General features: G+C 71.1%; 23 protein-coding genes. 6 read left to right on the top strand and 17 right to left on the bottom strand.

Translation table 11 applies throughout. The features are described from left to right. The 5 genes from RIC31_RS22335 to RIC31_RS22315 form a co-directional block, all read right to left on the bottom strand. Positions 1-873, bottom strand: coding sequence for a branched-chain amino acid ABC transporter permease (locus tag RIC31_RS22335; protein ID WP_350113162.1), 873 nt, complete (start codon positions 871-873; stop codon positions 1-3). Between the two features lie 10 nt (positions 874-883). Beyond that, positions 884-1,597 carry an ABC transporter ATP-binding protein gene (locus RIC31_RS22330; RefSeq protein WP_350113159.1) on the bottom strand — a complete coding sequence of 238 codons (714 nt, stop codon included), beginning with the start codon at positions 1,595-1,597 and terminating at the stop codon, positions 884-886. Position 1,598: 1 nt separating this feature from the next. After that, positions 1,599-2,387, bottom strand: a complete 789-nt coding sequence (locus RIC31_RS22325; protein ID WP_350113157.1) for an ABC transporter ATP-binding protein — start codon at positions 2,385-2,387, stop codon at positions 1,599-1,601. Positions 2,388-2,605: 218 nt separating this feature from the next. Continuing rightward, positions 2,606-3,472: an IclR family transcriptional regulator gene (locus RIC31_RS22320; RefSeq protein ID WP_350113154.1), complete on the bottom strand. Its 867-nt coding sequence runs from the start codon at positions 3,470-3,472 to the stop codon at positions 2,606-2,608. Positions 3,473-3,607: 135 nt separating this feature from the next. Continuing rightward, positions 3,608-4,639: an alpha/beta hydrolase gene (locus tag RIC31_RS22315; protein WP_350113151.1), complete on the bottom strand. Its 1,032-nt coding sequence runs from the start codon at positions 4,637-4,639 to the stop codon at positions 3,608-3,610. Between the two features lie 219 nt (positions 4,640-4,858). Between RIC31_RS22315 and RIC31_RS22310 the strand changes: the two genes are divergently transcribed. Beyond that, positions 4,859-5,044: a zinc-finger domain-containing protein gene (locus RIC31_RS22310; RefSeq protein WP_350113148.1), complete on the top strand. Its 186-nt coding sequence runs from the start codon at positions 4,859-4,861 to the stop codon at positions 5,042-5,044. A gap of 4 nt (positions 5,045-5,048) precedes the next feature. Here the strand turns inward: RIC31_RS22310 and RIC31_RS22305 are convergent, their stop codons facing one another. Next, entirely contained in the window at positions 5,049-5,507 is a 459-nt protein-coding gene (locus RIC31_RS22305; protein ID WP_350113145.1) for a YHS domain-containing (seleno)protein, read from the bottom strand. 209 nt (positions 5,508-5,716) lie between these two features. Between RIC31_RS22305 and RIC31_RS22300 the strand changes: the two genes are divergently transcribed. After that, positions 5,717-6,718 (top strand): TylF/MycF/NovP-related O-methyltransferase, encoded by a 1,002-nt coding sequence (locus tag RIC31_RS22300; protein ID WP_350113142.1) that lies wholly within the window; start codon positions 5,717-5,719, stop codon positions 6,716-6,718. 42 nt (positions 6,719-6,760) lie between these two features. On the opposite strand, the gene RIC31_RS22295 is transcribed toward RIC31_RS22300, so the two are convergent. After that, positions 6,761-7,111 (bottom strand): TraR/DksA family transcriptional regulator, encoded by a 351-nt coding sequence (locus RIC31_RS22295; protein WP_350113139.1) that lies wholly within the window; start codon positions 7,109-7,111, stop codon positions 6,761-6,763. A 154-nt stretch (positions 7,112-7,265) separates the two neighbouring features. On the opposite strand from RIC31_RS22295, the gene polA reads away from it, so the two are divergent. Beyond that, positions 7,266-10,121 carry a DNA polymerase I gene (gene polA, locus RIC31_RS22290; RefSeq protein WP_350113136.1) on the top strand — a complete coding sequence of 952 codons (2,856 nt, stop codon included), beginning with the start codon at positions 7,266-7,268 and terminating at the stop codon, positions 10,119-10,121. A gap of 159 nt (positions 10,122-10,280) precedes the next feature. On the opposite strand, the gene RIC31_RS22285 is transcribed toward polA, so the two are convergent. The 6 genes from RIC31_RS22285 to RIC31_RS22260 form a co-directional block, all read right to left on the bottom strand. Further along, positions 10,281-11,246: a GNAT family N-acetyltransferase gene (locus tag RIC31_RS22285; RefSeq protein ID WP_350113133.1), complete on the bottom strand. Its 966-nt coding sequence runs from the start codon at positions 11,244-11,246 to the stop codon at positions 10,281-10,283. Between the two features lie 64 nt (positions 11,247-11,310). Continuing rightward, positions 11,311-12,639: an MATE family efflux transporter gene (locus RIC31_RS22280; protein WP_350113130.1), complete on the bottom strand. Its 1,329-nt coding sequence runs from the start codon at positions 12,637-12,639 to the stop codon at positions 11,311-11,313. Between the two features lie 108 nt (positions 12,640-12,747). Next, positions 12,748-13,059 (bottom strand): type 1 glutamine amidotransferase family protein, encoded by a 312-nt coding sequence (locus RIC31_RS22275; protein WP_350113127.1) that lies wholly within the window; start codon positions 13,057-13,059, stop codon positions 12,748-12,750. 15 nt (positions 13,060-13,074) lie between these two features. Continuing rightward, positions 13,075-14,202, bottom strand: a complete 1,128-nt coding sequence (locus RIC31_RS22270) for a M20/M25/M40 family metallo-hydrolase (RefSeq protein WP_350113124.1) — start codon at positions 14,200-14,202, stop codon at positions 13,075-13,077. Between the two features lie 158 nt (positions 14,203-14,360). Next, positions 14,361-15,809 carry an amidohydrolase family protein gene (locus RIC31_RS22265; protein ID WP_350113121.1) on the bottom strand — a complete coding sequence of 483 codons (1,449 nt, stop codon included), beginning with the start codon at positions 15,807-15,809 and terminating at the stop codon, positions 14,361-14,363. 96 nt (positions 15,810-15,905) lie between these two features. Next, positions 15,906-16,958 (bottom strand): WD40/YVTN/BNR-like repeat-containing protein, encoded by a 1,053-nt coding sequence (locus RIC31_RS22260; RefSeq protein ID WP_350113118.1) that lies wholly within the window; start codon positions 16,956-16,958, stop codon positions 15,906-15,908. Positions 16,959-17,100: 142 nt separating this feature from the next. Here RIC31_RS22260 and RIC31_RS22255 point away from each other — a divergent pair, with 142 nt between their 5' ends. From RIC31_RS22255 to RIC31_RS22245, 3 genes are all read left to right on the top strand, one after another. Continuing rightward, positions 17,101-18,009, top strand: a complete 909-nt coding sequence (locus tag RIC31_RS22255; protein ID WP_350113115.1) for a LysR family transcriptional regulator — start codon at positions 17,101-17,103, stop codon at positions 18,007-18,009. A gap of 115 nt (positions 18,010-18,124) precedes the next feature. Continuing rightward, on the top strand, positions 18,125-18,976 hold the full coding sequence (locus RIC31_RS22250; protein ID WP_350113112.1) for a TauD/TfdA dioxygenase family protein: 852 nt from the start codon (positions 18,125-18,127) through the stop codon (positions 18,974-18,976). Between the two features lie 26 nt (positions 18,977-19,002). Continuing rightward, the gene (locus tag RIC31_RS22245) at positions 19,003-20,673 is read left to right on the top strand and encodes a GMC family oxidoreductase (protein WP_350113109.1); all 1,671 of its coding nucleotides are present in this window, start codon (positions 19,003-19,005) and stop codon (positions 20,671-20,673) included. An 11-nt stretch (positions 20,674-20,684) separates the two neighbouring features. On the opposite strand, the gene RIC31_RS22240 is transcribed toward RIC31_RS22245, so the two are convergent. The 4 genes from RIC31_RS22240 to RIC31_RS22225 form a co-directional block, all read right to left on the bottom strand. Continuing rightward, positions 20,685-20,897 carry a hypothetical protein gene (locus RIC31_RS22240; RefSeq protein WP_350113106.1) on the bottom strand — a complete coding sequence of 71 codons (213 nt, stop codon included), beginning with the start codon at positions 20,895-20,897 and terminating at the stop codon, positions 20,685-20,687. 62 nt (positions 20,898-20,959) lie between these two features. Further along, complete coding sequence (locus RIC31_RS22235; RefSeq protein ID WP_350113103.1) at positions 20,960-21,253, bottom strand: hypothetical protein; 294 nt, start codon at positions 21,251-21,253, stop codon at positions 20,960-20,962. Further along, complete coding sequence (locus RIC31_RS22230; protein WP_350113101.1) at positions 21,250-21,573, bottom strand: hypothetical protein; 324 nt, start codon at positions 21,571-21,573, stop codon at positions 21,250-21,252. Before RIC31_RS22230 ends, RIC31_RS22235 begins: the two co-directional genes overlap by 4 nt. A gap of 151 nt (positions 21,574-21,724) precedes the next feature. Next, positions 21,725-22,141 (bottom strand): hypothetical protein, encoded by a 417-nt coding sequence (locus RIC31_RS22225; protein WP_350113098.1) that lies wholly within the window; start codon positions 22,139-22,141, stop codon positions 21,725-21,727. Positions 22,142-22,286: the final 145 nt, after the last annotated feature.

Genomic DNA, 22,286 nt, shown 5'->3' with positions numbered 1-22,286 from the left:
CTACACCCTCGTCACGGTTGTACGCCCGAACAGCCCGCTCGGCTTCACCATCAGCACGCCGATGATGAGCACCAGCGCGACGGTCAGCTTGAGCTCGCTGCCGACGAACGGAATGTAGGTGCCGACCAGGTTCTCCAGCACGCCGACCATGAACCCGCCGGCGACCGCGCCGGCCGGATTGGTGATCCCGCCGACGATCGCCGCGGCGAAGCCGTAGAGCAGGATACCGAGCATCATGTTCGGCTCCAGGAACACCACCGGCGCGATCAGCATGCCGCCGACCGCGCCGATCGCCGAGGCCATGCCCCAGCCGAGCGCGATCATCCAGCCGACCGGAATACCGCACAGCCGCGCGGAATCCGGGTTCTGCGCCGCCGCCCGCATGGCGAGGCCGACCGATGTGAAGCGGAAGAACAGGTACAGCAGCGCCAGCATCAGCAGCACCACGCCGACCATGCCGACCTGATGGTAGCTCATCAGGCCCCCGAACGAGCCTTCCGGGAACGGGCTCGCCATCGGCTTGATGGTGAAGTCCCAGACCCAGCCGGCGCCGTTGTTCAGAATGAAGAACAGTCCGAGGAATGCGATGATGTGGCTCAGCACCGGGGCGGCGTGCAGCGGCCGGAACAGCACCCGCTCGACCACCACGCCGAAACCGAAGGCGAACACGATGGTGAGCACGAAGGCCAGCCAATACGGTACCCCGGCATCCAGCATGGCCCAGCATACGAAGGTGCTGAACATCGCCATCTCGCCCTGGGCGAAATTGAAGTGGTCGATGGCCAGGAAGATCATGACCACGGCGAGCGCGACCGCCGCATAGATCGCCCCGGTCGCGAGGCCGGAAAACACCTGACTCAGGAACAGTTCCATCCGGTGGTCCTCAGTATCCGAGGTAGGATCGTCGCACCTGCTCGTCGGCGACGATCTCCTTGGCGGGCCCGGTCATCGCGACGCGGCCGGTTTCCAGCAGGTAGGCGGTGTCGGCGAGGTCCAGGGCGAGGGCCGCGTTCTGCTCGACCAGCAGCATGCTGACCCGCTCCTCCTCGTTGATCCGGCGCAGGATCCGAAACATCTCGCGGACGATCAGCGGCGCCAAGCCGAACGACGGCTCGTCCAGCAGCATGAGCCGGGGCCGGAGCATCAGGGCGCGGGCGATCGCCAGCATCTGCTGCTCGCCGCCGCTCAGCGTGCCGGCCTGCTGGGTGCGGCGTTCGCGCAGCACCGGGAAGTAGCCGAACATGCGCTCCATGTCGGCCTCGATGCCGTTTCGGTCGCGGCGGCCCATGGTGCCGAGCATGAGGTTCTCCTCGGTGCTCAGCCGGGTGAAGGTTCCGCGGCCCTCGGGCACGTGCGCGACCCCGCGGCGCGCCACCGACTCGGTGGCGAGCCCGGTGATCGCCTCGCCGTCGAGCGTGATCCGCCCGGTCGCCCGCACCATGCCGCAGACCGCCCGCAGGGTGGTGGTCTTGCCGGCCCCGTTGGCCCCGAGGATGGTGGTGATGCCCCCCTCGTCGAGCGAGAAGCTGATGCCGTGGAGGACCTTGGTCGGGCCGTAGAAGGCCGAGAGGTCGCTGACTTCGAGAAGCGCCGCCATCTCAGTGCACCTCCGACCCGGAGCCGAGATAGGCCTCGATCACCTCGGGGTTCTGCTGGACCTCGGACGGCGTGCCCTCGGCGATCTTGCGGCCGAAGTTCAGCACCACGACCTGGTCGGAGACGCTCATCACCAGGTTCATGTGGTGCTCGACCAGCAGCACCGAGATCTGGCGGTGGTCGCGGATCCGCCGGACCACGTCCTTGAACTCCTCGACCTCGTCGTGGTTCAGGCCGCCGGCCGGTTCGTCGAGCATCAGCAGGGTCGGCCTCGAGGCCAGGGCCCGCGCCAGCTCGACCCGCTTCTGGGTGCCGAAGGGAAGCGACGAGACGATGTCGTTGGCGACACCGTCGAGCCGCAGCTCCTCGAGCAGCGCCATCGCCTCGTCGCGGATCGCGGTCTCGCGGGGCCGCACGCCGAGCAGCCGCAGGGCGTCGCTGACGAAGTTGCCGGTGGTGCGGGGGTGGGCGCCGATCATCACGTTGTCGAGCACCGACAGCTTGCCGAACAGCGCCAGGTTCTGGAACGTCCGGCCCAGCCCGGCCTGGCTGATGCCGTGGATCGGGGTGTCCAGCATCGGACGGCCGTCGACCCGGATGTCGCCGGAGTCGACCTGGTAGATCCGGCTGATGCAGTTGAACATCGTCGTCTTGCCGGCGCCGTTCGGCCCGATCAGGCCGGCGATCGAGCCGCGCTGGACAGAGAAGGACACGCCGTCGAGGGCGACGATCCCGCCGAACGTGACGCGGACATTCTCGACCTCGAGCAGGGGAGCTGCCGCCGCTGTCATTGCGGCTCCTGCGGGTGTCGAGCACCCGCTCCGGGTCGGACACGCCCGTTCCAGCAGACCATCGTTTTCCTCCCTGATCCTCGGACGGTCGTTGATCGCCGTCGTTTCGGATCGGCCCCGCGGTCTGTGGTCGCGGAGCACGGGTGACAGTTTGACCGGCCCGCAAACCGTGTCAAACAAAATGAAATTATATTCCGTATTGTGGAAACATGGGCCCGTCAGACGGCATAGTGCGATGCTCCCGGCGGGATCGCCGCCGTCGGCGCGGTGAACAGGTCGCGCCGGATGCGTTCCGCCATGTCGAGCAGCGCGGGGCCGTGCCTGCGCTCCAGCAGCGGGCGCGTCAGCCGGTGGCTGGCGCCGCCGCAGTTGAACGCCAGGATCTGCGAGCCGCCGTCCATGGGGAGCGCCACGCCGGCCGAAGAGATGCCGTTGTGCCAGGCGCCGATCGCGACGCAGAAGCCCTCGGTCCGGCACTGCCGCTGCGCCTCGTCCAGCGCCCGCCGGGTCTCGGCCCAGCCCTCCGGGTCGGCATCGCGCAGCCGGCGCATCACCAGGTCGCGCTCACGCTCCGGCAGGGCCGCCACATAGGCCCGGCCCATGGCGGTGAGCGCGATCGGGACCCGCGAGCCGACGCCCAGGCGCAGGATCATCGGCCCGGCGCCGTGGCAGACCTCGATGTAGATCATGGTGAGCCGGTCTGCGGCACCCATGGCGATCGCGCAGTCGGCGGCGTTGGCCAGCGCCTGCATGTGCGGCCGGGCGGCCTCGCGGACCCCGGAGGCCGCCAGACGGTGGTAGCCGAGCGCCAGGATGCCGGCCCCGAGCTGGTACTTCTCGTAGCGCCCGACATGGCGCAGGTAGCCGAGCGAGGTCAGGGTCTGGGTCAGCCGGGAGACGGTCGAGCGCGGAATGCCGGTGCGGTCGGCGAGGTCGCCGTTGCCGAGCAGTTCGTCCTGGGGTCCGAAGGCGCGCAGGATGTCCAGGCCGCGCGCCAGGGCGGTCACGAAGCCGGGCTCGGTCGCACTGCCGGTCTGCCAGTCGTCGACCGAGGCGATACGCGGCCGCTTGGGCGGGCGGGCCATGGTTCCTCCCTGCGCCGGGCCTGCGTCGGGGCGCCGAGGCGCCGGCCTTCTGCGGGCCGTCTCAACCAGGAACGGGAAGCATAGGGCGGTCGCGGGCGGAAAGTAAATAAAACGGCATTTCACGCAACGGGACGGTCAGTCCTTCGGCTCGCAGAACCGGTCGAGCCAGGCGCCGTCGGGATCGCGCTCGTCGCCGGACGGCAGGGCCGCGCGCGGGTCGCCGGCCCAGGCGGCGATGTCCGCCACCACCCGGGCGCCGTCGAGATCCCGGAACAGCATGTGGTGGCCGTCCGGGTACAGCACGACCCGCATGCCGTCGCCGGGCCGGGCGCGCAGCTTGCCGAGCACCGCGCAGGTCGGCTTCTTCGGCACCAGGTCGTCCTTGCCGCCATACAGCACCAGCAGGGGCCCGTGCACCATCGGTGCCGCCCGCTGGGCGGCGTCCATCAGGTCGACCAGTCCGTACACTGCGTCGACCCGCGGGTTCTTGACGAACAGCGGGTCGCGGGCGAGCCGCCGCAGCATCGCGATGTTGTCGGACGGCTTGAACGGCAGTCCGCGCGGGTTCAGCGGCAACCATGGGATGGTGTGGCCGGCCAGTTCGAGGGCCCAGACCTGATAGAACGGCATCCACTCGCGGCCCCAGACCGCCGGGGCCGACAGGATGGCGCCGTCGGCGGCCGGCCCGTGGCGATCGTCGCCGGCCATGGCCAGCATCGCGACCGCTCCGCCCATGCTCTCGCCCATCAGGTAGACCGGCCGGCCCGGATAGGCGTCCCGCACCAGTGCGACCAGGGTGCGGGCATCGTCGACCAGGGTATCGACGCCGTGCCAGCGGCCCCAGCGCCCGGCCCGGCCGAAGCCGCGCTGGTCGGCGGCGAACACCGCGACCCCGGCGCCGGACAGCGTCGGCCCGAGCTCCGCGAAGGCGTTGGAGTAGTCGCCGAAGCCGTGCAGGGCCACCACCGCAGCGACCGCTTCGCCGGCCGGTCGCCAGCCCCGCAGCGGCAGCCGGGTGCCGTCGGCCATCAGCGCGGCGTGACCGTCGACCAGCCAGGGCTTCCGGTCGGCCGGCCCCGGAGACACCACTGTCGGCGCGCAGGCCGACAGCAGCAGGGCCAGCAGGACGGCCAGGACGGCGCCGGCGCGGCGGCGGTCAGGCCGCATGCCGGTCGGGCCTGTCGGCGGCGGGCGTGACGGCGGCGGGAGAGCCGGGAAACGGGGTGACGCAGGCGGCCATGGGCCCTGGGATCCTTGCGGTCGGCGCGGCCCTGGGTATCATCCGGCGTGGCGCTGGACAAGCGGCGCCCGGTCCCGCATATGGGGCGTGGCGGCCGGCGAGCCGGCCGCCAGCCGCGACCGCATCCGAGTTCGGGGGAGCATCAGATGGCCCAGCCGTTCGAGACCATCGAGGTCACCAGCCATACCGTCGCCTGCGACGGCGGCGGCGGCGCGCTCGGCCATCCGCGGGTGTTCCTGGAGATCCCCGAGGACGAGCACCAGGTGGTGTGCCCGTACTGCTCACGCACCTATGTCCAGGTGGCGCCGGGCGAGGACGACCGGGCGGCCTGACCGGCTACTTCAGGACCTTCGGCCAGTTGGCGTCGGCAGCGGTGATGTTGCCGGCGACGTCCTTCTCCCAGTTTTGCTGCACCGCCGCGTTGTAGTTCAGGTACAGTTTGCCGTCGACGATCCGCCAGATCGCCGGGTCGCCCTTGGCAGTATAGCCTTGGGAAACCGCCCAGGCGCAGTAGCCGCCGTATTGTGGGGCGAATGCCGCCGGGTCGGCGTCGAACGTGGCCTTGTTAGCCGCCGACGCGAACCGCCAGGTGGCGCCCCTGTAGGTGCTCTCGAATGCCGGCGATCCCTCGACCGGCCCGCCATCGGTGAAATACGCGACCGGGTCGTAGCCGTTGACCGCCAGGCTCGACAGGAAGCCGGTGTAGACCGGGGCCTCGCCAGCGCGTGCCGGCACCGCCGCGATCATGACCAGTGCGGCTGCGGCCAGCAGCAGGCCGATACAGGCTTTCCGCATGATGGGACCTCCGTGGTCGGGTTCTCGGGCGTCCAATGCCGCCGGGGGCGCCCGGGTTACAGGGGCGGCGCGCCCGTGCCGGCCGGCCGAGCGGCGTCGCGCTTCTCAGCGTCATTCCGATGGACTAGCTTTGCCGGATCGACGGGTGCAGCGGTTGTCCCGTTGGGGAGATGTCCGTCAGGGTGTTCTCCAAGTCAGAGGGGCGGACCATGGCGCGACGCAACTGGAAGCAACGTCGTCTGGACAACGACGTCCTGGGGGCCATAAAGACGCGCTTCGAACTCCGGTACCCGAAGGGTGTCGCGCAGGTGATCACCGATGCGCCTGACCTGGTCCAGGCCGCCGGCCTCGGATGGGACCTGGCCCCGATCGCCTTCGTCGCCGGCGACCCGATCCCGCCCGCCGTCGCCACCCTGAAGCGGGGCGGCGTCATGCCCTTGCTGGCTTTCGACTGCGACGACAGCGCCGCTCGCATGGCGGAGTATCTGATCGACCGCGGCATCCCCTACATCGCCGCGTCGGTGACCGACACGGCGCTGTACATGCATGTGAGCCGGCCGACGCGGCAGGCGATCACGCAGACCCGGGAGACGGCGGGCGCGCTGGGCCTGGCGCATGTCGACGTTTTCGACTTCTGCAACATCGCCCAGTTCATCGACGTCACGCGCGAGGTCGAGGGCAAGTATGTGGAGGTCGGGGTCTTCAATGGGGTCAGCGGCATGTTCGCGCTGAACTACATGCGCCTGACCGGTGTCGAGCGGTCCTGCGTGTTCATGGATGTGTTCGAGGGGTTCGTCTATGCAGAGGCGTTGAAAAGCGCCGACGCGTTCTGGATGGCGACCCACGTGAACGGCGACCCGATGGACATCGTGGCCGAGCGCCTCAGATCCATGGCCGGCGACGGGGTCACGGTGGACGTCCGGCGGCATAACATCATCTCGGACGAGTTCCCGGGCGATCTCGACCCGATCGCCGTGGCGAACCTGGATGTCGACATGTATGACGCGGTCTATGCGGGGCTGCTCGCGCTGGCGCCCCGCATGGCGCCGAGAGGCGTGATCATCTGCGAGGACGCCGGCCATTCCGGGGCGATGATCGGCGCCCGGGTGGCGGTCAACAAGTTCATGCGGACGCCCGAGAGCAAGCCGTTCATGCCGATCACCATGGAGTCCGGCCAGGTGGTCCTGGTCAATGTCGGCGCCGCCGGCTGAGCGTGTCCCCGGCTGAGGTTGCCCCGGCCGGGGCGGCCGCTGTCAGCCGCCGGCGGCCGCACAGTCGATGCAGGTCGCAACGGTAGGGTCGGCGGCCAGCCGCTTCGGCGCGATCGCCTCGCCGCAGGATACGCACCAGCCGTAGTCGCCCGCCTCGATCCGCTTCAGCGTCGCCTCGATCCGCAGGATCTCCAGGGCGCGGCGGCCTTCGGTCGCCTGGGCCATGGCCTGCATCTGCAGGGCGTCCATCCGCGACAGCCGGCCGACCGACGACTGGTCGAGCGCCACCGGCCTGCGGTCGTCCGCCGTGGCCGCGGTGCTGCGCCGCAGCCCGTCCAGGCGGTCGGCGAGGTCCCGCCGCAGCCGGTCGAGGTCGGTCTCGGTGGTGTCCATCCGGGCCTCCGGGGGCGGTTGACCGATCGGAACAATACGGGAACACTCTAGCTGCCGACGACCGCCGGTCAACCCCGGCCGCGCCCCCTTGTCCCTCGCGCCCGGCGGGGTAGAGTCCGACGCCCGTCCGAACCCGCCCGAGAAAGGCCCGACGATGGCCGAGTCCGACCCGAAGACCGAGACCGCCCAGGTCGACATCCCGCCGCCCGCCAAGGAAGGCCAGAGCCACCTCTACCTGGTCGACGGTTCCGGCTACATCTTCCGGGCCTATCACGCGCTGCCGCCGATGAACCGTCCGGACGGCACCCCGGTGAACGCGGTGTTCGGCTTCTCGTCGATGCTGGTGCGGCTGATCGACGACCTGGACGCCGACCACATGGCGGTGATCTTCGACGCCGCCCGCACCAACTTCCGCAACGAGATCTACCCCGAGTACAAGGCCCAGCGCCCGGAGGCGCCGGAGGACCTGGTCCCGCAGTTCCCGCTGATCCGCGACGCGACGCGCGCCTTCAACGTGCCCTGCATCGAGATGGAGGGCTTCGAGGCCGACGACCTGATCGCGACCTACGCCCGGCTGGCGAGCGAGGCCGGCTGGCGGGTCACCGTGGTGTCGTCGGACAAGGACCTGATGCAGCTGGTCACCGACGGCATCGACATGTTCGATCCGATGAAGAACCGGCCGATCGGCCGGGCCGAGGTGATCGAGAAGTTCGGGGTGCCGCCGGAGAAGGTGGTCGACGTGCAGTCGCTGGCCGGCGACAGCGTCGACAACGTGCCGGGGGTGCCGGGGATCGGCATCAAGACCGCGGCCCAGCTGATCGAGGAATACGGCGACCTGGAGACCCTGCTGGCGCGGGCCGGCGAGATCAAGCAGCCGAAGCGCCGGGAATCCCTGATCGAGCATGCCGAGAAGGCGCGGATCTCCAAGCGGCTGGTCACCCTGCGGAACGACGTCGAGGTGCCGGAGCCGCTGGAAGACCTGGCGGTCCGCCACATCGACCCGACGATGGTGCTGCCGTTCCTGAAGGAACAGGGTTTCAAGCGGCTGATCGCCCGGTTCGAGAGCGAGGCGGCGCAGTCCAACGGCGACGCTTCCGGCGGCCGCAGCCAGGCGACCGTGGCGATCTCGGAAGCCGCCGGCGAGGCTGCCGACTACGAGCTGGTGCAGGACGCCGCGGCCCTGAAGCGCTGGATCGCGGCGGCCGAGGAGCAGGGCTTCGTAGCGTTCGACACCGAGACCTCCGGTCTGGACGCCATGCGGGCCGACCTGGTCGGGGTGTCGCTGGCGCTGTCGCCCGGCAAGGCCTGCTACATCCCGCTGCGCCATGTCGGCCGCCAGCCGCAGGGCGACCTGCTGGGCGGCGCGCCGGCCGAGGCGGCGCCCCGGCAGGTGCCGTTCGACGAGGCGATTTCGCTGCTGAAGCCGCTGCTGGAGAGTCCGGCGGTGCTGAAGATCGCGCACAACGCCAAATACGACATCCAGGTGCTGGGGCGGGCGCGCAACGGCGGCATCGCGGTGGCGCCGATCGACGACACCATGTGCCTGTCCTACGTGCTGGAGGGCGGGCTGCACGGCCACGGCCTGGACGAGCTGGCGACCCTGCATCTCGGCCATACCAACATCAAGTTCGAGGAGGTGTGCGGCAAGGGCAAGACCCAGATCGGCTTCGCCGAGGTGGCGGTCGACAAGGCGCGCGACTACGCCGCCGAGGACGCCGACGTCACGGTCCGCCTGCACGCCCTGCTGAAGCCGCGGCTGGTGCCGGAGCGCATGGTCACGGTCTACGAGACCCTGGAGCGGCCGCTGATCCCGGTGCTGGTGGCGATGGAGCGCAACGGCATCAAGGTCGACCCGGCGATCCTGCGCGACATGTCGGCCGACTTCGCCAAGCGTATGGTGGCGCTCGAGCAGGAGATCCAGGACCTGGCGGGCGAGCCGTTCAACGTCGGCTCGCCCAAGCAGCTCGGCGAGATCCTGTTCGACAAGATGGGGCTGGCGGGCGGCAAGAAGGGCAAGACCGGCGCCTACGGGACCGGCGCCGACGTGCTGGAGACCCTGGCCGCCGAGGGCTCGGAACTGGCCCGCAAGGTGCTGGACTGGCGGCAGATCGCCAAGCTGAAGTCGACCTACACCGACGCCCTGGTCGAGACCATCAACCCCGAGACCGGGCGGGTCCACACCTCCTATTCGATGGTCGGGGCCGCCACCGGCCGGCTGTCGTCGAACGACCCGAACCTGCAGAACATCCCGATCCGCAGCGAGGAGGGGCGCAAGATCCGCACCGCGTTCGTGGCCGAGCCGGGCAACGTCCTGCTGTCGGTCGACTACTCGCAGATCGAGCTGCGGCTGGTCGCGGACATTGCCGGCATCGAGAGCCTGCGCAAGGCGTTCCTGGACGGCATCGACATTCACGCGCAGACCGCGTCCGAGGTGTTCGGGGTGCCGCTGGCCGAGATGACGCCGGACATCCGGCGCAAGGCCAAGGCCATCAACTTCGGCATCATCTACGGCATCTCGGGCTTCGGGCTGGCGCGCCAGCTGCAGACCCCGCAGGGCGAGGCGCAGGCCTACATCAACGCCTATTTCGAGCGGTTCCCGGGGATCCGCGACTACATGAACGAGATGAAGGCGTTCGCCCGCGAGCACGGCTTCGTGGAGACCAAGTTCGGCCGCAAGGTCCACATCCAGGCGATCCGCGACAAGAACCCGGCGATGCGCAGCTTCGGCGAGCGCGCCGCCATCAACGCGCCGATCCAGGGCACCGCCGCCGACATCATCAAGCGCGCCATGGTGCGGCTGCGGCCGGCCCTGGAGAAGGCGAACTCGCCGGCCCGGATGCTGCTGCAGGTCCATGACGAGCTGGTGTTCGAGGTGCCGGAGGACGCGGTCGAGGCGACCGCGGCGCTGGTCCGCGAGGTCATGGAGGGGGCGGCGGCGCCGACCCTGAACCTGTCGGTCCCGCTGGTCGCCGACGCCGGCTGGGCCAGGAGCTGGGCCGAGGCGCACTGAGCCTTTGGGCCCGGGCGATGGAGCGGCGGGTGGGTTCCGGAGCCCGCTCGCGCGTCTCCGGAATGACGAAATGGGGGATTGTCGTCATCTCGGAGGGGCCGCGACAGCGGCCGGCTCCGGGACCCACGGGACGACGGGCAGCTGCGTACCGCCGCTCCCTCACTCGTACTGCCCGACCAGCGTGACCGTCTCGCCGCCCAGGCCGGACTTGAAGGTCTTCACGCCCCTGGCTTCGGCGTCGTTCACGCCGCCCAGGTCGAGGTCGCGGTAGCCGGCCTCCCTGAGCCGCTCCATGGCCTGCCACAGCAGCAGGTGGCCGGCCCGGGCGTCACGGCCGTCCGGCGTCGTCCAGCCGATCTGGTAGGTCGCCGAGCCGCCGTGTCCGAACAGCAGGACTGCGGCGACCGGCCGGCCATCCAGGGCCGCGGTTCCGGCCAGCACCCGGCGTTCCGGCAGCAGCGCCCGACACAGTTCGGCGACGGTGCGGGGCTCCGGCCCGGGATAGCCGCGGGCGGTCCGATCGCGCTCGTAGCCCTTCAGCAACCTGGGCAGGGTGGCGCCGCTCCACGACCAGTCGGTCGCCAGGCCGGACTTCTCGCCCTTGGCCAGCTCCGCCCGCCATTTGCCCTTCAGGCCGGCCCGCAGGGCCTCCGGCTCGGGCCGCAGGTCGACCCAGACGGTCTGGTAGCCGACCGACCCGCTGCGCCGCCGCAGCCGGGTGCCGTCCAGGGCGGCGCGCATCTCGGGCGTGTCGGACACCTCCGGCAGGATCCGCCGGCGCCGGCCGATCCGGCGCGGGACCGCGGCGTCGAACGCCCGGAAGAACGCCGCGACATGAGCGGGGCCGCCATGGCCGTCCAGCCACAACGGCCCGCGGTCGAGGATCACCGCGTGGATCGCCCGCCACAGGATCTGCGCCTCCTGGATCTGGAACAGGCCGGCCGGCTCGCCGTCGATCAGGATCCGGCCGCGGCGCGGGCGCTGCCCCTTGGGCGGGCAGACCGCGCGGGCATAGCCGGCGGACTGCAGCAGGTTGGAGCGCCGGATCCCGGCGAACGCCTCGTCCCAGGCCGGACTGTCCAGTGGATCCCAGACGATCCGGCATTCGGGCAGGGCGATGGTCATGGCGGCAGGGTAACCGAACCCCTCGCGATTTCCAGTTCCCCGAAGCGCCCGATCGCCGCCGCGGTCAGGCCCCGGTACCGGCCGCCAGGACCGGCAGACCGAGCCGCCGGTGCGCCAGGAGAGCGAGGGCGATCGACTTCGCGGCGACCACGCCGGCATAGGTGGCGGCCGCGCCGACCGGCCCGAACTGCGGGATCGAGACGGCGGTGCCGACGACCATGGCCGCCGCCGCAGTCCCCTCCGCGATCAGCACCTGGCGGGCGAGGCCCGCGTAGTTCAGCCACCGGCTGGCCATCGCCATCGGGACCTGGACCGTCAACCCGGCAACCAGGATCCACAGGATCACCCGCTCCTCGGCGAAGCCGGGGCCGAACAGGCCGAGCAGCCGGTCGGCTCCGAGGACCAGTGCCGCGGCCAGCGGGACGACGAACAGCAGGGCCTGGCGCTGGGAATGTGCGTACAGCCGTCGCGCCGCCGCCGGGCCTTCGGCCAGCGCGCCGGCGACCGCCGGGCCGTAGATCTGTCGCTGGCAGGCGACGATCACCAGGAAGCTCTGGGTAAGCAGGGCGGCCGCGCCGTAGAGACCGGCGGAATGCGACCGGTCGAGCAGCGCGAGGGCGAGCAGCGGCGTCTCCGCGACCAGCATGACCAGCAGACTCGACCCCATCATCGGCAGCGACAGCGCCAGCCAGTCGCGCGGCTCCGCGGAGGTGGCCCGGCGGCCGGTGTCCGGGCTTTGCGATCCGGAGTCCGGCGGTGCGACCTTCTCGGCGATCGCCAGATGGCCGGCGAAGGCCAACAGGGTCAGCGTGCCCGAGGCCGTCAGCAGTGCCACGAACATCACGTCGGAGAGCCGCCAGCCGCTCCAGTGCGCGACGCCGATCACGACCAGGCCGACGGCTGGAAACACGAACCGTGCCGGCAACGTTCCCAGCACCGGGCGGCGGGTCGCCATGTAGGTCTGCGACAGTAGGTCCAGCCCGGCCCAGATCGGCACCAGCATCACGACGAAGGAGACCGGGTGGTGGCCGTGGATGTCGTCCGGCAGCGGATCCGAGCCGGTCAGGACCACCGCCCAGATCGCCGCCGCCAGCAGGATCGAGAGACCGAGGATCGCCAACCCGAAGAACCGGAGATAGGCGACGGCCTGCCGCGAGCCCGAAAGCCGCACAGGCAGGAACCGGCCGGCGGCCCGGTGTCCCCCGAGGCCGACCACCAGCGAGGCGATCAGCATCGTCGACCCGGCGACCTTGAGGCTGCCGAAGTTCGCGGGATCGAGAAACCGCGCCATGCTGATGAACAGCAGGGTGTTCAGCGCGTAGCCGGCAGCGGCGACCGCGATGGTTCCCGGCATCGCCCGGGTGAAGTAGGCCAGCGCCGCATCACGCTGCATCGCATTGCTCTCCCGGGCGCCGGCCGCGGCTCGGTCCGGCCGCGCGACGCCCTTTCTGGCAAAGACGCCCGGCGCCGGGAACTGTCGGATCGGCCGCGACGGGCCCGGCTAGCGGTAGCCGAGCGCCGCCCGGTTCGCCGCCAGGGCCCGCGAATACTCCATGACCCGGGCGACCTCGGCCGCCACCGCCGCGCCGTGGCTGCGCGCCAGGCAGTGGAACATGAGGTCGAGGCCGAGGGTGACGCCGCCGGTCACCACGTCGCCGGAGTCGACGATCGCGGCGGTGTCGGTCTCGTGGCGTTCGGCCAGCTGGTCCAGCGGCGCGGTCTCGCCGGCGATCCGCCGGGCCATCGACAGCGCGCCGAAGGCGGCACCGACGTCGATTGGCTCGACCCCGTCATACAGCAGGATCTCGTACATGCGCGTCGCCCCCCGCTATTCCAGGGTCTCGAACAGCCGCACCAGCAGGGTCGTGCGCGGCACCAGGCAGGATACCAGCAGGTGCTCCTCGTGGGTGTGCGGACCGTCGCCGACCACGCCCAGCCCGTCCAGGGTCGGCACCCCCAGGGCGCCGGTGAAGTTGCCGTCGCTGCCGCCGCCGGCGACCCGCTCGCCGGGGATCTCGAAGCCGATCTCGCGGGCCAGCCCGCAGGCGTGGTCGTACAGCGCCTGGATCTCCGGGCTCTTGGCGAAGGGCGGCCGGAACAGGCCGGGCGTGACCGTCAGCTCGACGTCCGGGTCGACCGGGCGCAGCGCCAGCAGCCGTTCGCGCACCTCGGCCTCGGCCTCGGCGGTCGCCACCATGGCCAGAACCTTGGCCTCGCAATGGATCGGCACCTGGTTCTCGTGCCGGCCGCCTGCGATCGTGCCGACGTTCAGCGTGATGTTGCGGGCGTAGTCGGTCATCGCCTCGACGGCGATCACCTGGTGCGCCATCTCGCGGATCGCGCTGCGGCCCTTGGCGTGGTAGGCGCCGGCATGGGCCGGCCGGCCGGCGGTGCGCAGGTGATAGCGGGCGATGCCGTGCCGGGCGACGGTGATCCGCCCGCCGTCGCCCGAGGGCTCGACCACCAGGGCCATGCGGTGTTTGCGGGCCTCGGCCTCGATGCGGGCGCGCGAGCTCGGGCTGCCCATCTCCTCGTCGGGGACGAGCATGACGGTGACCGGCAGCCTGGGGCGGCCGCCCCGGGCGTGGATATGCGCCAGGGCCTGCAGGGCCATGACGTTGCCGCCCTTCATGTCGTAGATCCCCGGCCCGTAGGCGCGGTCGCCCTCGACCCGGAACGGCAGTGGGCCGGCCATGGTGCCGACCGGGTGCACGGTGTCCATGTGGCCGAGCAGCAGGATGCCGTCGCCGTTGGTCGCGCCCGGGATCCGGCCGATCAGGATGTCGCCGAAGCCGTCGGTGCCGGGAACCCGCTCGATCGCCGCCCCCATGGCGCGGAGCTGGGATTCTGCGAGATCGGCGACCCGGTTCACGGCCGCAGCGTCCTGTGTCGGGCTCTCGATCTCGACCCACTCCCGGACGGCGGACAGCAGGGCGTCGGCGGTGAGGGTCTTCATGGCAGCGTTCTCCCGTTCACGTGCCGGTCGCTCCGTGGGTCCCGGAGCCGGCTGCTGGCGCAGCCCCTCCGGGATCACGAAAGAAGATGGCCGTCATCCCGGAGGGGGTGCGTGAGCGCCCGGCTCCGGGACCCACGGGGCGACGGGCGTCACCGGTCTCAGTTCAGGCTGTCGCGGGTCTCGAACACCATCGGCGACAGCTGGTCGGCGCTGCGGCCGGCCCAGTCCAGGTCGGGGATGCTGCGCATGGATCGCGCCTGGGCGGCCTGCAACTCGTCCAGCGCCGAGCGCAGGTCGATGGTGGTGACCTCGCCGTCCTTCACCACCTGGTTGCCGTCGACGAACACGTCGCGCACCGCCCGGTCGCAGGCGGCGAATACCAGGCTGCGCAGCGGTTCGCGCACCGGCATCATCGAAGGTGCCGTGAGGTCGACGCACACCAGGTCGGCGCGGGCGCCGACCGAAAGGCGGCCGATGTCGTCGCGGCGCAGCGCCCTCGCACCGCCAACCGTGGCGGCATTGAAGATGTCCGAGGTGTTCAGGTCGTCGACGGTCTCGGCGACGGCGCGCGCGATGGTGCCGACGTTGCGCATCTCCTCCAGGAAGTTGTGCGGGTAGGTGTCGGTGCCGATGCCCATGTTGATGCCCTCGCGGACATAGCCGCCGAAAGTCTGCAGGGCGATGCCCCGGCGCATGAACACGGTCGGGCAATGCGCGACCGTGGCGCCGCGGTCGGCCAGCAGGCGCAGGTCGTCGCGGGTCGACCAGTGCACCCAGGGGTGATGGTCGAGGAAGATGCCGTGGCCGATGATGCTGTGCTCGCCCAGCACGCCGATGTCCTCCATCCACTGGATCGGGGTGCGGCCGTGGCGGCGGATCATCTCCTGGAACTCGTTGACCGACTGCGCCGCGTGGGTCTGCCAGGGCAGGTTCTTCTCCTCGGCGTAGTCGTAGGCGTCGCGCAGCAGGTCGGCCGAGCAGGTGTCGATCTGCGACGGCGCCATCATGCCCATCAGCCGGCCCGAGGGGTGCTGGTTGGCGAGGTCGATGACCCGCTGGGCCTTCTCGAACCCGGCGCGGCCCGAGGTCTCGCTCCATTCGTAGTCGAGCATGTGGCCGTCCTTGGTGAACCAGCGGGCGTCGCGGAACGCCGGCGCCACGCAGGCCCGGATGCCGGACTCCGCCAGCACGTCGAGCCAGGCGTCGAACGGGGCCGAGAAGTCGACCACGGTCGTCACGCCGCTCTTCAGCAGCTCGGCCATCGCGACCCGCACGCTGGCCGCCAGCCCCTCGGCGTCGTTCTCGAAGATCGTCAGGAACTCGTACAGCGAGGAGTGGTAGAAGCCGGGGCTGCGGATCTCGTCGGTGATACCCTTGCGCAGCGGCTCGCTGGTCGGATGGCTGTGCACGTTGATCATGCCCGGCATGACCATTCGGTCGCTGCCGTCGATCTCGACCGCCGCCTCGCCGGCGTAGCGCCCGCCGACATGCACGACCGCGCCGTCGGCGAAGGCCACATCGGCGTTCTGCAGATAGACGTGGCGGCTGTCGCGCGCGCTCCAGGCGACCACCCAGGCGGCGTTGCGGATCACGGTGGTCGCGGGCATCGGAATCCTCCGGACTGACTGGAACGGGACGGTGGGTCTCGGTTGGGCAGGCGACAGGCGGGCGGGCAGGCGAGGCGGTTACTGGCCGGTCCGGCGTCAGCCGGCGGCGACGGCGTAGATGTCCTGCACCGGGCCGGGCAGGGAGATGGCATCCCAGGTGGCCCCGCCGTCGCGGGTGCCGAACACCTCGCCCTCGTAGCGGGCGGCGACGTAGACTTGGTCGGGATCGCCGGTGTGCAGGCCGACCGACATGATGGTGCCGTGCACCTGCACCTTGTCGAAGCGGCTCCAGGTCTCGCCGGCGTCCTGGCTGCGGTAGACCCCGCCGTCGTGGCTGGCGGCGGCCACCGACAGGGCGGCGTACAGGGTCTTCGGGTCATGCGGCGATACCCTGACATCGCGGGCGTAGGTGGTCGGCGAGAACCGCCCGATCTCCATGTCCTGCCAGGTGGTGCCGCCGTCGCGGGTGCGGAACAGGCCCGTGCGCAGCGCGATGATCGGCGCGTCCGGGTCGGCCGGGCTGATGGTGATGGCGTGGCCGTCCAGCATGCCCTCGGCGTCGCTGACGTCCTGCACGATGCGGCTGCTCAGATGCGGCAGCGCCGACAGCTCGACCAGGTGATCGCTCAGGTCCTGCCAGGTCTCGCCGCCGTCGACGGTGCGCATGGCACCGGCGATCTCCATGGCGGCGTAGATCTCGTCCGGGCGCTCCGGGTGCTGGGTCAGGCGCATGACCCGCGGCTTGAACGGTCCGGCGCAGCGCTCGGCGATGCCGGGATCGGGCAGCAGGCGCCAGCTCTCGCCGCGGTCGTCCGAGCGGTAGACGCCGATCGGCGAGGCGCCCGCGTACAGCCGGTCCGGGTCGGCGCCGCTGGCCAGCAGGCTCCAGATCTGCCGGCGGCCGTCCGGCGAGGCGGCGGGCTGGAAACTGGCGCCGCGGTCGGTGCTGCGCCACACGCCCTCGGTGGTGCCGGCGTACACGATGTCCGGATCGGCCGGGTGGACCAGGATCGACAGTGCCTCGACGTCCTGGATGACGTGGCGCCAGTCGCCGCCGTCGGTCGGGCGGCTGAACAGGCCGACCGCGCCCGGCGCGTCGGGGCGCCCGAAGGTCCGGGCGACGGCGACATAGACGTTGGACCCAGACATCGCGGCCTCCGCTGCAGACGGACCGAAACGGTAGAGCCGCCCTGCCGGGGGGTCAATCGGGCGCGCCGGCCGGGTGCCGCTTCCGGTCCGGTCCGGCCTGCCGCTACAGTCGGTCCGGTCAACCGCCGAAGGGGATCGCGACTTGGATCGCCTGTCCGCCCTCCGCCTGTTCGTCCGGATCGTCGATACCGGCAGCATCACCGGGGCCGGCCGCTCGCTCGGTCTCTCCGGCACCGCCGCGTCCAAGCGCATGCAGGATCTCGAGGCCGATCTGAAGGTGCGGCTGCTCGACCGGACCACACGGGCGGTCTCGGCGACCGAGGCCGGCCGGCACCTCTACGAGAGGGTGTCCGACCTGCTCGACGATCTCGACTCGGCCCTGCGGCAGGTCGGCGAGCTGCAGGCCCGGCCGACCGGCGTGCTGCGTGTCACCGCCCGGCGCTCCTTCGGCATGCTGCATGTGATGCCGGCGATGCCGTCGTTCCGCGCCGCCTGCCCGGATGTCGAGGTCGATCTGATGCTGACCGAGACCGTCGAGATCGCCCCGACCCGTGGGGTCGACCTGGTGATTCGGCTCGGCCGGCCGGCCGAGAAGTCGCTGGAGGCCCACCGCCTGGCGTCGGCCGAGCGGGCGATGTGCGCCAGCCCCGGCTATTTCGCCGCCAACCCGCCGCCGGCCGGGCCCGACGACCTGGTCCGCCACGCCTGCCTCGGCTACCGGCGGGCGTTCGAGCCGCCGGTGTGGGTGTTCGAGACCGCCGATGGCCGGCGCGAGGTGCAGGTGCCGGGCCCGCTGAGGTCCAACAGTGGCGAGGCGTTGCGGGCAGCCGCCCTCGACGGGCTGGGCCTGGCGCTGCTGCCGACCTGGATGGTCGCTGGGGACCTGCGCGACGGAGCCCTGGTGCGGTGCCTCGCCGAATCCGTCTGCTATCCGGAAGGGTATCGAGAGGAGATCTACGCCGTACACGCACGCACCCCGTTGGTGCCGGCGAAGACCCGTGCCTTCGTGGCGCATCTGCAGACATTCCTGGCCTCGTCCGGTATGCGTTGATCCCGATTTTCGGGATGGAATTTCCCGTATTTTCCCGGTTTTTGCGTGAATGCCGATCCGGCACCATGGGCTCCCTTCCGTACCGAGGAACCCGCCGATGGTCAGGATAACTCCCTTGCACGACCTGTTCGCCGCCGAGGTGAGGGGGCTCGACCTCGTCGCCGGGCCGGACGGCGCCACCTTCGAACGCATCCGCGATGCGTTCGAGCGCTTCTCGGTGCTGGTGTTCCGCGACCAGGACATCGACGACGAGCGGCAGATCCGGTTCAGCAGTCGCTTCGGGCCGCTTGAGACCACCAAGGTCGGCACCAATGGGGCCGGCAGCCAACTGGTCGTTCTGTCCAACCTCGGGGCGGACGGCACGATCGTCCCGCCGACCTCGCGGCAGATGCTGAACAACAGGGCGAACCAGTTCTGGCATGCCGACAGCTCGTTCAAGCCGGTGCCGGCGCGTGCGTCGATGCTGTCGGCCCGGATCATCCCGTCGGCCGGCGGCGACACCCAGTATTGCTGCATGCGTGCCGTCTATGCCGACCTGCCACAGCGTCTCAAGGACGCCGTCGAGCATCGGGTGGCGATCCACGACTACGGTTGGTCGCGCGGCAGGGTCGATCCGGAACTGGTGACCGAGGAGGAGAAGCGGGTGGTCCCGCCGGTTCGCCAGGCGATGGTGCTCGACCACGGGGCCTGCGGTCGCTCGCTGTATCTCGGCGCCCATGCCGCACGCGTCGAGGGCATGCCGGAGGCCGAAGGCCGGGCGCTGATCGACGAACTGATGGCCTTCGCGACCCAGGAGCGCTACGTCTACAGCCACCAGTGGCGGCCGCACGACCTGGTCCTGTGGGACAACCGCGCGGTGCTGCACCGGGCGACCCCGTTCCGCGGCAGCGCCGAGGCCCGGCACATGGTTCGCACCACGATCGCCGGCGACGGACCGACCGTGGCGGTGCCGCACGTCGCGGCGTGAGGGAGGTCGGCCTGTCAGCGCCAAGCATGTCGGGAGCAAGCACGTCGGGCGACTGGGACTACATCGTCGTCGGTGCCGGATCGGCCGGCTGCGTGCTGGCCAACCGGCTGTCGGAAGACCCGCGCGTCCGCGTGCTGGTGCTGGAGGCGGGCGGCTCCGACGCCCATCCCTATGTCCGGGCCCCGGTCGGGTTCCTGAAGACCTTCCAGGATCCGCGCTTCAACTGGTGCTACACGACCGAGCCGGGACCGGGGGTCGACGGCCGGGCGATCTTCTTCCCGCGCGGCAAGGTGCTGGGGGGCTCAAGCTCGATCAACGGCCACCTCTACGTCCGCGGTCAAGCCCGGGACTTCGACACCTGGGCGCAGATGGGCAACCGTGGCTGGTCCTACGACGACGTGCTGCCGTACTTCCGGCGCGCCGAGGACCGCTCCACCGGCGCCGACGACTTCCACGGAACCGGCGGCCCGCTGCACGTCTCCGACATCCACGAGCGGCACCCGGTGTGCGAGGCCTTCATCGCCGGGGCAGAGGAGGCCGGGGTGCCGCGCAACCCGGACTACAACGGTGCCGTCCAGGAAGGTGTCGGCTACTACCAGCGCACCATCCGCAACGGCCGCCGTCACAGCGCCGCCACCGGCTTCCTGCATCCGGTCCGCGGCCGCCGCAACCTCCGGGTCGAGACCGACGCCCATGTGCTTCGGGTGGTGCTCGAGGACGGGCGGGCAGCCGGCGTGACTTGGCGGCGGCACGGCCGGGTCGAGCACGCGACCGCCGCGGCCGAGGTGATCCTGGCGGCCGGCGCAGTCAACTCGCCGCACCTGCTGCAGCTTTCGGGGATCGGTCCGGCGGCCCGGCTGCGGGATCTCGGCATCCCGGTGGCGCACGATCTGCCCGGGGTCGGCGAGGGCCTGCAGGACCACTACGCGGTGCGCGTCGTCCATCGGGTGATCGGGTCGGCGACCCTCAACGAGCGGGCCCGAGGCCTGCGGCTGTGGTGGGAGGTGGCGCGCTGGCTGGCGACCGGCGGCGGGCTGCTGGCGTTCAGCCCGGCCCATGTCGGGGCGTTCGCCCGCTCGCGCCCGGAACTGGAGTTGCCGGACCTGCAGTTCGTGTTCACGCCGGCCAGCTACACCGACGGGGTCGTGGGGCAGTTGCAGCGCGAGCCCGGCATGACACTCGGGGTCTGGCAGATGCGGCCGGAAAGCCGCGGCCATGTCCGGGCACGCTCGGCCGATCCCGACCAACCACCGGCGATCCAGCCGAACTACCTGGCGGACGAAACCGACCGGCGGGCAATCGTCGACGGCCTGCGCTGGGGACGCCGGCTGCTGGCGAGCCCGGCGCTGGAGCCGTATCGCGGGCCGGAGACCCTGCCTGGCCCGGCCGCCCGATCCGACGACGAGCTTCTGGCCTACGCCCGTGCCAAGGGCGCGACGGTGTATCATGCCATCGGCACCTGCCGGATGGGTGCGGATCCCGATGCGGTGGTGGGGCCCGATCTCCGGGTCCGAGGGCTCGAGGGGTTGCGGGTGGTCGATGCCTCGGTGATGCCGACCATGGTGTCGGCCAACACCAACGCCGCCACCCTGATGATTGCCGAAAAGGCGGCGGACATGATCAGGGAGGCCCGGCGGGGAACCGCCGGCCGCCGGGTCGAAGGTTCGACCGCGGCGACCGGCGTCCCGGCTTCATGACCGGGTGACGGTCACGAGAACACGTCGACCAGGAAGGCGGTGCCGAAGAAGATCAGGCCGATCACCGTCAGGGAGTACAGGTTGGCCTGCATGATCCCGACGGTGCCGGTGTCGCTGTTGGGGATGTCTCCGCGGGCCGGGCGCCGGCGCAGGGCGACGACGAACATCGCGATGCCGCCGGCGATGGCGGCGACGGCGAAGACGAACTCAAGTCCGGTAAGCATAACCGCGTCCTTTCAAGGCACGGGTGACGAGGGTGATGGCGTATTCAGGCGTCCGGTCCGTTTCAGGCGTCCGGTCCGTCGCGCTCGATCCGCCAGACCCGGCGGATGAGGGCGGCGGTCGGGACCAGGCTGGCCGCCGCGGTGGCGACGGCCGCCACCATCGACCAGTCGTCGGGGAGCCCCAGCAGGTGCAGGGACGTTCCCACGATCACGGCCCCGACGATCCCGAGGGTGCCGGCGACCAGCAGGCCGACCGATACGGCGGTGACGATTGCGGCGGTGACGATTGCGGCGGGCGGCCGGGTGATCGCGGCAGCCGCCGGCGCCGGGAAGCCGGCCTCCGACGTCAGACTCACGCGGAGACCGGCACGGCAAGGGCCTCGGGGCGCGGACCGAATGCGCGCCACGCGACCGTCGGCACCACGACCAGATAGGCAAGGCCGGCCACGGCCACGGCGATCCCGGCGATGCCGTCGGCCTCGAAGGCCGCACGGCCCAGGTAGAACGCCCCGCCGATGGTCAGCGCGACCAGCAGGACCGAGGTCATCGAGGTCGAGAAGAACCGGTCGCCGGTCGACGTGGTCCGGCGGAAGTAGACGGCGGCGCGGGCCAGGCCGATCGCGGCGACGGCGATGAGTACGGCCCCGATGGCCGCATGCTCGAGGAACGACAACATGGGGTGGACACCTTTCAGGCGGACCCGGTGTGCAACGGCATCACGCGGAAGCCGTGGCCCGGACGGAGTGCCCGACGCCCGACCGCCAGTGGGCAGCGCGCGACGGCACGGATCGAAGACGATGGAGGGGCCGCTCAGGCGCGGCCGGGCCTCATCCGGCCGGCGGGGGAGCGCGAGCCGGGCAGGTGAACCCGGCGAGGCCGCCGTGGCCGTGCTTCGGGGCGGCGGTTCCGGCAGCGGTCCGCCCGGCCATGTCGACCGGCGGATGGCCGCCGGCCAGCAGTTCCAGGTCGCCGCCCGAAGGCAGCGAGCGGCTGCCGGGCGAGCGTTTCTCGAAGGTGACGGAGGGGGCCGGGGCCGCAGCCTCGATGGCGGGCATCTGGCGTTCGACGGCGGTCAGGCCGGCCGCTTGGAGCGCCTCCGCCGCCGGCCGAGCGGCCAGTGTCGGGCCGACCGGGGGAACCGCCCACTGCAGGACCGCCAGCACGACCAGCAGCCACAGCAACGCGGCTAGCCGCGGCCGTCGGCCGTCGTCCGGTCCCTGGTTCCTGTCGTGAGCCCCCGTCATGGAGGTCCGTCCGCTCCCTCGGTCCGGCAGCCGGGTCGTCGACCGTCGGCTCCGGCGGGGTCGGCACGCGAACGCAACGTCGTCGTGGAGGCCGGCCCGTCTAGTCGATCATTATATCGCGGTGCTGACCGGCCGCCACAAGATC

It is taken from the genome of Thalassobaculum sp. (genome assembly GCF_040219615.1).
Lineage (GTDB): Bacteria > Pseudomonadota > Alphaproteobacteria > Thalassobaculales > Thalassobaculaceae > Thalassobaculum_A.
This window is presented reverse-complemented; position numbering and strand designations above follow the sequence as displayed.